Below are 8,716 nucleotides of genomic sequence, written 5' to 3' on the forward strand. Positions count from 1 at the left end.
CACCAAATCGTGATCACGCGCGCTTTTCCAGCCCACTCTGCTGCAAGCGCCAGAGCAGCAAATCTAGCCGGTCCTGGCCGAAGAAGGGCTCACCGTTAAAGACCAGGGTCGGCACGCCCCAGTGGCCAGCAGCGGTCAGTTCCGCCTCGTTGGTGACGAGAACGGCGTCAAGATGCTCGCCGGCAGCAGCCTCCAAAGCAGCCGGATCAAGACCGGCGCGGCGCGCGGCGCGGGCCAAGTGCTCCCCCTCCTGCCAGTTATCGACATCGCCGGTCCAGATAACACGCGAAACCTCGTCGAGATAAGCGAGGCCCCGGCCCATCTCGGTCGCCGCCACGCCCAGGCGATTGAGACGATGGATGTAAGGTTGCTCGGCAGCGATGGCGCGGGTCCGCATGTCCATCACGACAGGATCGGGCTGCGGCCAGCGGAAGGGTATGCCGGCATGCTCGGCGACACGGTGTGAATCGCGTACCACATAGGACGGCATCAGGGGATCGACGCGCTCAAAGAAGGCGGGATCACGAATGGCAATGGGGCTCACAACATGCACAGCCACATCGAGGTCCCAGGTATTCGCAAGATCCACGAGGCGCCCCGTCGCGAGGTACGAGTAGGGGCTGCGGAAGGACCAGTAGAGCGCGACGGTCAAAGTCATGAGGCAACCTCAAGGGGATGGGCATGGTTGAGCGGCCCGTGGCCCTGGCCGAAGCCCGGAGCCCTCAAGATCGCAGCGTGAACATAGGCATGGGCACGCGCCACCGCGGCCGTAAGTGGCAGGCCCTGTGCGATACCTGCGGCAATAGCAGAGGCCAGCGTACAGCCGGTGCCATGGGTATGCCGGGTGTCAAGCCGCGGGGCCGTAAAGTGGTGCCGGCCGCAGCCGTCTAAGAGCAGGTCGACGACAGCCTCGCCCACCATGTGCCCACCTTTCATGAGCACGGCGCTCGCCCCCATATCGCGCAAACGTACTGCGGCTGCAGCCATGCCGGCCTCATCGGCGATGGTCATGCCGCTCAACGCCTCGGCTTCGGGCACATTGGGCGTGAGAACGGTGGCGAGCGGCAACAACTCGTCGACCAATGCCTGGTGGGCGTCATCGTGAAGTAGTTTGGCCCCGCCCTTGGCGACCATCACCGGATCGACGATCACGGGCATACCGGGCACCAACTCCCGCAGGCAGCGGGCCACGACGGCGATGATGCCGGGACGGTGCAGCATGCCGATCTTGACGGCATCGGCGCCGATGTCCTCAAGTACGACACGGATCTGCTCAGCAATAAAGCTTTCCGGCACGCCATGGATTGCATGGACGCCTTGCGTGTTCTGCGCTGTCAGCGCGGTCACTGCCGTCGCGGCATAGGCGTTGAGCGCGGTGATGGTCTTGATATCGGCCTGGATTCCCGCGCCTCCACCCGAGTCTGACCCGGCAATAGCCAATACGCGTCCCTTCAACGATTCGCCTCCGTTATCGCTGCGGCAACCTCGGCTACGGCCGCGGCAACCGTGGCCTCATCTTCGCCTTCCGCCATTACCCGCGCCTTGGGCTCGGTGCCGGACATGCGCAACACCAGTCGCCCAGAACCGGCGAGCGAGGCTTCTGCTTCGCGCACCGCCTCGGTCACACTTCCGACCTCAAGTACCGCCGCACCGGCACAGGCGACGCTCTCGGCGACTTGCGGCAGGGGCTCAAAACAATGCGCGGCAGCGCTCGCCGGAGCCTGCGCTTCCTTAAACATCGCCAGTGCCTGCAAGGCTGCGATCAGCCCATCGCCGGTAGTGGCGTGGTCGGCCAGGATCAGATGACCCGACTGCTCTCCGCCGAAATTGTAGCCATGGGCGCGCATATGTTCGACCACGTAGCGATCACCAACCTGGGTGCGCGCGAGATGCAGTCCCCGCGCTTCTAGATGCCGCTCTAGACCCAGATTGGACATCAGCGTCGCCACCACGCCGCCGCCCCTGAGCACGCCGTGGCCATGCAGGTGGCCTGCTATAAGGGCCAGCAGTTGATCGCCGTCTATGAGCCTGCCTGCCTCGTCGCACATCGCCAAGCGATCAGCGTCACCGTCGAGGGCGATGCCAAAATCGGCTCCACATTGGACCACGCGGGCGCACATTGCCTCAGGCGCAGTCGAACCGCAGTCCAGGTTAATGTTGAAGCCGTCCGGCGCGACGCCGAGTGTCTCCACCTCGGCGCCGAGCTCCCAAAGTACGGTGGGGGCCACGCGGTAAGCGGCGCCGTTGGCGCAGTCAAGCACGACCTTGAGGCCGTCGAGCATCATGCCCTTGGGGAAGCTCTGCTTGGCGGATTCGATATAACGGCCGGGCGCGTCGTCAAGGCGGTGCGCGCGCCCGAGGTCGGTTGGCGCCGCGAGCGCGTCATCGCTGCCATTCTCCATGCACGCCTCGATCTCCACCTCGGTGGCGTCCAAAAGCTTGTAGCCATCGGGACCAAATAGCTTGATGCCATTATCGTGGAAAGGATTGTGCGAAGCCGAGATCATCACCCCAAGATCGGCGCGCAGCGAGCGCGTAAGCATGCCGATGGCGGGTGTCGGCAGTGGCCCGACCAGGATCACGTTCATGCCCATTGAGACGAAGCCCGACGTCAATGCCGGCTCGATCATGTAGCCCGATAGCCGCGTGTCCTTGCCGATGACCACGCTGTGGCGGTGCTTTCCGCGGGTGAAGACCCGGCCCGCCGCCATGCCGAGTCTGAGCGCGGTGGTCGCGGTCATGGGCTCGGTATTGGCGCGGCCGCGGACGCCGTCAGTGCCGAAAAGCCTGCGTGTCATAGACCCGACATACTCCCTCGCCGGGCGCCAGCGCAAGAGGCCTTTCCCTCAGGCAAAGTCTGACGCACACTGCACCCGATTCAGGCTCCGCGGTGGGAGGAAGAGCATGGCGATTGCGGACTACGAAACGGCGCTGGTAACGGGCGCCTCGGCTGGAATCGGGGCGGCGACGGTGCGCGCGCTTGCAGCGAAGGGTCTGGCCGTGACTGCGGTGGCGCGGCGCGCCGACCGGCTCGAGGCGCTGGCGGTGGAGACAGGCTGCACACCGCTTGCGCTTGATCTAACCGACACCAAGGCACTCAACGAGGCCTTGCGTGGGCGAGAGGTCGACGTGCTAGTCAATAACGCGGGCCTCGGGCGCGGCATGGCGAGCTTCCTCGAGGCTAGCGCCGAAGATATAGACCTCACCATCTCAACCAACGTTATCGCCTTCCTGCACGTGATCCATGCCGTGGCGCCCAACATGGTGGCACGCAAGACAGGCCACATGGTCAATATCGGCTCGATCGCCGGACTCTATCCCTTGCAATCGCCAATCTATGGTGCCTCGAAGGGCGCGGTGCGGCTGGCCTCGCAGAACCTGCGCATCGACCTCGAAGGTTCGGGTGTGCGCCTGACCGAAATCTGTCCCGGGCGTGTTGTAACCGAGTTCCTGGTCCAGGCCTCGGGTGAGGAGGCCGCGCGCGACATCTACGGTCAATTCGACGAGCTGCAGCCAGAGGACATCGCCGATGCCATCGTCTATGCCGTGGATGCGCCGTGGCGGGTCAATGTCTCAACCATCGAGATCGTGCCTACCGAGCAGATCATCGGCGGCATTCACACCACGCGAGTCGAGCGCTAAAAACAGACGAGGAGATTGCGATGTCCGTTTATATGATTGCCGACGCAACGGTAAACGATCCTGAAGCCTACAAGGCCTATCTTAAGGCGGCACCCCAATTTGTGAAGAAATATGGCGGCGAATATCTCGTGCGCGGCGGCACGGTGCTGGCGCAGCACGGCGAGTGGAATCCGGAGCGCGTCCTGCTCTTCCGCTTTCCCAGCCAACAAGCAATCGAGGATTTCATGGCCGATCCTGACTATCAGCCGTGGAAGGAATTGCGCGAGCGCATCACCACGCCGCACAGCATGCTGATCATCGAAGGCATCAAGAAAGGTGAGGTGTAAAGCCATGATCGATCTGCATTACTGGCCGACTCCTAACGCCAAGAAGGTCACCATCCTGCTCGAGGAATGCGGGATGCCTTACAACATAGTGCCCTGCCATATTGGCCGCGGCGACCAGTTCGTTGACGATTTCCTGCGCATCTCGCCAAACAACCGTATGCCGGCCATGGTGGACCATGAGCCGGACAACGGCGGTGAGCCGATCGCGCTGTTCGAATCGGGTGCCATCATGATGTACATCGCCGAGAAGGCGGGGAAGTTCTATCCCCAGAATCTCCGCGGGCGCCACGAGGTTAACCAGTGGCTCATGTGGCAGATGGCAAACCAGGGACCGAAGACCGGCGAGCGCGGCCATTTTCGGCGCCTCGGCGACGACCATGGTGACCAGTCTTACGCCGTGACCCGCTTCACCAACGAGATAAACCGGCTTTATGGCGTGCTAAACATTCGTCTCTACGATCGAGCATATGTGGCCGGCAACGAGTACACCATCGCCGACATGATCTGCTATCCCTGGACCGTCGGCTGGAAAATCCAGGACCAGAACATCGACGAGTTCAAATATTTCAAGCGCTGGTTCGAGGAGCTCTCGGAACGTCCTGCCGTGGCGCGTGGCCTCGCCGTGGGCGCAGACCTACCAGAGGATCCGGCCACATTGTCAGACGAGGAAAAGGTGCGACGGCACAAACTGATGTACAACCAGCGCGCCCGCCCAGCACCCGCCTAAGCACTACTCCGCGGCCGTCGAAAGGCCCGCATTCGCCTCCACGGACGGCGATAGATAGGCGCCCTGGCGCAGCAGCTCGCGTTGTACGAGGCGCGCATCGAGCACGTGCGGCGCGATGCTGGCATTGGCGGCGAGCGCCGCAGCAATGCCAGCCGCCTGGCCTGTCAGCCAGCATTGCGGCACCTCACGTAGAAAAGAATGCGAGCTGGCATCGCAGGCGATGTGGCGGCCGGCGCCGAGCACCCCCTTCAGCCCTGTCGGCAGCAGGGAAGCATAGGGGACCGAGACGTTGGGAAACTTAGGTGAAAGCGAGGTGGAGACGCCGATTTCGTCGTCCCACACCTTGCCTTCGTCCCACTGCGCACGCGTCACCTTGGCGTCGGCGGCGAGGCGCCGGCTGTGGCGCACGCCGACCTGCGGCGCACCGAGCATGAGGTAGGCACCCTCGAAGCCCGGCGCGTGCTCACGGTAGAACTCGACATGTGCAACCGTGAGCCTGCGCGAACGCAACTCCACTTCCGTTAAGTCGTCTACGTCCACTGCCGAATAGCCCGACAGCCGCGGCCCCATAAACAAAGCCACATCATTGCGCCAACCCGGGAAAGGCTTCTCGAATGAGCCCACGGTGTCGCGCCCGCGCGCCATCAGTGCCTTAAAGCCGTCCGGATCGTCGGCGCGAAAGGCAAGCCAGCGCGCAATATCGACGCCGCCGAGCAAAAAAGCAGTGTTGACGCAATGGTGGATGTCGCTCTCGTCGATATCGGATTCAAACGGTGCACCGGCGCGTGCCAGCAGATCCGCATCGCCCGTAGTGTCAACAACGACCTTGGCGAGGACCGCCCAACGGCCGGCCTTACTCTCAAAGATGGCGCCGCGCATCACGCCATCCTCGACGATCGGTTCTGTCGCCCAGGCGTGCAGCAGCAGGTCGACCTTCTGCTCCTGTACCATGGTCATCGACAAGGTCTTGAGCGCCTCAGGATCCACGGTTGGCGACCAGGTGACGATGCCGTGATAGGCGGCGGTCCGCTGTGTCCAGTAGGCAGCGGTGGCGGCATCGCGCGAGCCCCAGTCGGCGGACGGCGGGCCTTGCAAGGCTTCCGCCGGCAACCGGTCCATGAGGTCGTGGGCGAGACCGCGGATAACCTGTGTGCCACTCCAGTCAGTCATGCGGTCGATCCAGATCACCAGCCCACCGGTCGAAAGGCCGCCGAGGTGGTTGTAGCGCTCCACCAGCATGACGTCGGCGCCTATACGCCCGGCGGCGATTGCTGCTGCCGTGCCAGCCGGCCCGCCACCGACCACGAGCACGTCCGTCTCGGCGAAGACGGGGGTCTCGCGCGCCGCCTCTGCTATTGTGCGCGCAGGAGCGGGGCGTTTCCCTCGCCGCCCACCGTCGTCGAAAATCTCGATGCCTTGCTGGTCGCCGATACTGTTGGTCAGATTGTCGCTGGACATGTCAGACCTCCCCGTCCCTGCCACGGTTACGCCAGAGAGTAAGCCAAAGCGACCATCGCGTCACGCTCGCAGGAAATCGAGCAGCAGCGCTGTGACCGCCTCGGGCTGCTCCTGCTGCACCCAATGGCCAGCGCCTTCAACCAAATGGCAGCCCCGTATATCGCGGCAGACGCTTTCCTGCATGCGTTCGAAATCGCCCGGTTTCTGGTACGTGCCCCAGTCACTTTTCCCCGCGATGAACAAGCTTGGCACGTCGATGCTGCGCCCGGCGAAGAGGCGTAGCTCGGCGTTGTGCTCGGACGAGGTGGCGCAGCGGTAATGTTGCAGGCCGCCCTGAAAGCCGTTGCCCCCATATTCGCCGGCATAGACCGCCAATTCGTGGTCCGGCAGCCAGGCACAGGCGGCAATCTCGGCTGCCGTGGGCATTTCTGACGCCACCGTCTCAGCCATGTCTTGATCAAGATCCATGATGTAGTAGGTCGGCATCTTGGCCAGCTCGGTGGCTGCCCAGACCGTCAGGGAATAGGGCGTGTTTGCCGCCCAGTCAGCGCTCTTGTGGTGGTAATAGGCGCGCAGGAAATCATGGACGCCTTGCGGGCAGGCGTGCATTTCGTTGTTCGCAGAGCGCGTGGAGTAGTACCACTGGTAATGTTTTCGCGGACGTTCCAACGCTGCCATATCCGCGTGGACATCGGAGGTCGGCCGGGCCGACCACGCCGGGGGCCCACCGAACGGCGCGCTCATCAGAGCAACCTTGCGGAAGACGTCGCGGCGCACCAGGGCGCACCAGGCGGCAACGGGCGAGCCAAAATCGTGACCGATCACAGCATCTACCGAAGAGCGCCCAAGCGCCGTGACCAGCGCCAGGGCGTCGCGTACCACGTTGAGCATGCGGAAGGGCACCAGATCTGTGTCGAAGGCGTTCGCCCAGCCAGTAGTACGCCCATAGCCGCGCTGATCAGGCGCCACCACATGGTATCCCGCCTCCGCCAGCGGAACCATAACCTTGCGCCAGCTATACGCGATCTCGGGAAAGCCGTGCAGCAGCAAGAGGCACGGACGGCCCGGGATTTCGTAACCCGCCTCCAGAACATGCATGTCTAGGTCATTGACGCCGTTGACCATACGCGAGCGGACACCCACGGGCAGAGGAAGCGGGTCTAGCCCGGTTATGTTACTCATGTATCGCCCACACCACTCTTGAAGGGCTCGATACCCACCGCCAGCCCTTCGTGACTTGTCGCCTGGCCAACACCTTCTATACCGTCTTCGCTAAGCAAGCGGACCAGCAGCTTAGCGGTGCGCGACACCACGAAATGGCTCGCCCGCCGCGGCCGAGCCGCGCCTGGCGCAGCCAGATGATAAACGTCACGATCTGTGATCGTCGCGGCCATAGCTAACACTCTCCGTGGTTTGGTATCAGTCGGAAGTCTCGCCCAGCGCCCGCCATATGGCGAGGGCTTGAGCGGCCTCGGCGACGTCGTGGACGCGCAGCATCTGGACACCCTGGTCGAACGCAACCTGGGCCAGGGCGAGCGAGCCGGCCAGACGCGCCTCAACACGCTCAGCCGCATCGCCGGCAATGTGGGCGATGGTACTTTTGCGCGAGACGCCCACTAGCAGCGGCACGCCGAGCCCGTGGAAGATCGCCGCCCAGGCGAGCAGGCGGAGGTTGTGCGCCGGGGTCTTGCCAAAGCCGAAGCCGGGATCAACGGCGAGGCGCGCGCGCGGAATACCCGCTGTCTCCGCCGCGACCAAGCGGGCTTTCAACGCATCGTAAATGTCGAACACCACGTGATCATAACTCGGATTATCTTGCATCACGCGCGGGTCGCTGAGGCTGTGCATAAGAATTACTGACAGGCCCGTCTCGGCTGCTGCTGCGGCACTCTGAGGGTGATGGGTGAGGGCAGAGACGTCATTGATAATGGCAGCACCCGCTGCCGCCGCAGCACTCATGGTGACCGGGTTGCGCGTGTCAATCGATACCGTCAGGCCGGTCTCGGCCAGGGCACGGACCACGGGCAGAACGCGCTTACACTCGTCCTCTCCCGCGATCGGCGTCGCGCCGGGACGGGTCGACTCGCCACCAACGTCGATGATCTCCGCCCCGGCCTCGGCCAGGGCTAGCCCATGGGCGATGGCGGCGTCCGTATCAGCATACCGGCCGCCGTCGAAAAAACTGTCAGGGGTGACGTTGAGCACGCCCATGAGGCAGGGTGCATCCATAGCGATGCCAGCGAAGGGCGCGCGCGGTGTCTGCAAGGCCTCCACACCCGCATGTTGCGCAAAATCGCCCAGGCGCTCGACGTTCAGCCAGGCGCTGCGCTCGCTATCGACCACATGCAGGGCGCTGAAGGCAATGCCGCCACCGACCAAGCGCAGCGCGGCACCGGCCGCGCAAGCATGCTGTGCCGCTTCGCTGCGAAGAAGCGCGGTTGGACGAAAATACAGGCGGTCAGCCCTCGGGCTGGGGCTCTGGCGAGCCCATGTCGGGGGCACCGCCACGGGACTTGCCGCTGCGCGGGATCGACGATTTGCGGCCCGAGTCCTTGGGTGACTC

Annotated in this window: 10 protein-coding genes; 3 read left to right on the plus strand and 7 right to left on the minus strand. The window is 63.8% G+C overall.

Annotation, left to right across the window (positions count from 1 at the left end; translation table 11 throughout):
- Positions 1-13: 13 nt before the first annotated feature.
- Genes QF629_08835 through glmM form a run of 3 tightly spaced genes read right to left on the minus strand, consistent with a single transcriptional unit; the run spans position 14 to position 2,798 of the window.
- Positions 14-658, minus strand: coding sequence for a DsbA family protein (locus QF629_08835; GenBank protein ID MDP6013634.1), 645 nt, complete (start codon positions 656-658; stop codon positions 14-16).
- On the minus strand, positions 655-1,455 hold the full coding sequence (gene thiD / locus QF629_08840; protein MDP6013635.1) for a bifunctional hydroxymethylpyrimidine kinase/phosphomethylpyrimidine kinase: 801 nt from the start codon (positions 1,453-1,455) through the stop codon (positions 655-657). Before thiD ends, QF629_08835 begins: the two co-directional genes overlap by 4 nt.
- On the minus strand, positions 1,452-2,798 hold the full coding sequence (gene glmM / locus QF629_08845; GenBank protein MDP6013636.1) for a phosphoglucosamine mutase: 1,347 nt from the start codon (positions 2,796-2,798) through the stop codon (positions 1,452-1,454). Before glmM ends, thiD begins: the two co-directional genes overlap by 4 nt.
- Positions 2,799-2,904: 106 nt before the next feature.
- Between glmM and QF629_08850 the strand changes: the two genes are divergently transcribed.
- The 3 genes from QF629_08850 to QF629_08860 are packed head-to-tail and all read left to right on the plus strand — an operon-like array spanning position 2,905 to position 4,695.
- Positions 2,905-3,642, plus strand: a complete 738-nt coding sequence (locus QF629_08850; protein MDP6013637.1) for an SDR family oxidoreductase — start codon at positions 2,905-2,907, stop codon at positions 3,640-3,642.
- A gap of 20 nt (positions 3,643-3,662) precedes the next feature.
- Positions 3,663-3,968, plus strand: a complete 306-nt coding sequence (locus tag QF629_08855) for a DUF1330 domain-containing protein (protein MDP6013638.1) — start codon at positions 3,663-3,665, stop codon at positions 3,966-3,968.
- A 4-nt stretch (positions 3,969-3,972) separates the two neighbouring features.
- Positions 3,973-4,695: a glutathione S-transferase N-terminal domain-containing protein gene (locus QF629_08860; protein ID MDP6013639.1), complete on the plus strand. Its 723-nt coding sequence runs from the start codon at positions 3,973-3,975 to the stop codon at positions 4,693-4,695.
- 3 nt (positions 4,696-4,698) lie between these two features.
- Here the strand turns inward: QF629_08860 and QF629_08865 are convergent, their stop codons facing one another.
- From QF629_08865 to folP, 4 genes are read right to left on the minus strand one after another with little or no spacing between them, the layout of a single operon-like run.
- Positions 4,699-6,153 (minus strand): FAD-dependent oxidoreductase, encoded by a 1,455-nt coding sequence (locus QF629_08865; protein ID MDP6013640.1) that lies wholly within the window; start codon positions 6,151-6,153, stop codon positions 4,699-4,701.
- 60 nt (positions 6,154-6,213) lie between these two features.
- Positions 6,214-7,335 carry an alpha/beta hydrolase gene (locus tag QF629_08870; protein MDP6013641.1) on the minus strand — a complete coding sequence of 374 codons (1,122 nt, stop codon included), beginning with the start codon at positions 7,333-7,335 and terminating at the stop codon, positions 6,214-6,216.
- Positions 7,332-7,547 (minus strand): hypothetical protein, encoded by a 216-nt coding sequence (locus QF629_08875; protein MDP6013642.1) that lies wholly within the window; start codon positions 7,545-7,547, stop codon positions 7,332-7,334. Before QF629_08875 ends, QF629_08870 begins: the two co-directional genes overlap by 4 nt.
- Before the next feature lie 25 nt (positions 7,548-7,572).
- On the minus strand, positions 7,573-8,661 hold the full coding sequence (gene folP, locus QF629_08880) for a dihydropteroate synthase (protein ID MDP6013643.1): 1,089 nt from the start codon (positions 8,659-8,661) through the stop codon (positions 7,573-7,575).
- Between the last annotated feature and the right edge of the window lie 55 nt (positions 8,662-8,716).

This window comes from Alphaproteobacteria bacterium (assembly GCA_030739735.1).
Lineage (GTDB): Bacteria > Pseudomonadota > Alphaproteobacteria > UBA7887 > UBA7887 > UBA7887.

What these genes read in the sequence shown, in the direction of transcription:
- QF629_08855 (MDP6013638.1), top strand. Translation starts at nt 3,663, where the DNA reads ATGTCCGTTTATATGATTGCCGACGCAACGGTAAACGATCCTGAAGCC.
- glmM (MDP6013636.1), bottom strand. Translation starts at nt 2,798, where the DNA reads ATGACACGCAGGCTTTTCGGCACTGACGGCGTCCGCGGCCGCGCCAAT.
- QF629_08850 (MDP6013637.1), top strand. Translation starts at nt 2,905, where the DNA reads ATGGCGATTGCGGACTACGAAACGGCGCTGGTAACGGGCGCCTCGGCT.
- QF629_08870 (MDP6013641.1), bottom strand. Translation starts at nt 7,335, where the DNA reads ATGAGTAACATAACCGGGCTAGACCCGCTTCCTCTGCCCGTGGGTGTC.
- QF629_08865 (MDP6013640.1), bottom strand. Translation starts at nt 6,153, where the DNA reads ATGTCCAGCGACAATCTGACCAACAGTATCGGCGACCAGCAAGGCATC.
- QF629_08875 (MDP6013642.1), bottom strand. Translation starts at nt 7,547, where the DNA reads ATGGCCGCGACGATCACAGATCGTGACGTTTATCATCTGGCTGCGCCA.
- QF629_08835 (MDP6013634.1), bottom strand. Translation starts at nt 658, where the DNA reads ATGACTTTGACCGTCGCGCTCTACTGGTCCTTCCGCAGCCCCTACTCG.
- QF629_08860 (MDP6013639.1), top strand. Translation starts at nt 3,973, where the DNA reads ATGATCGATCTGCATTACTGGCCGACTCCTAACGCCAAGAAGGTCACC.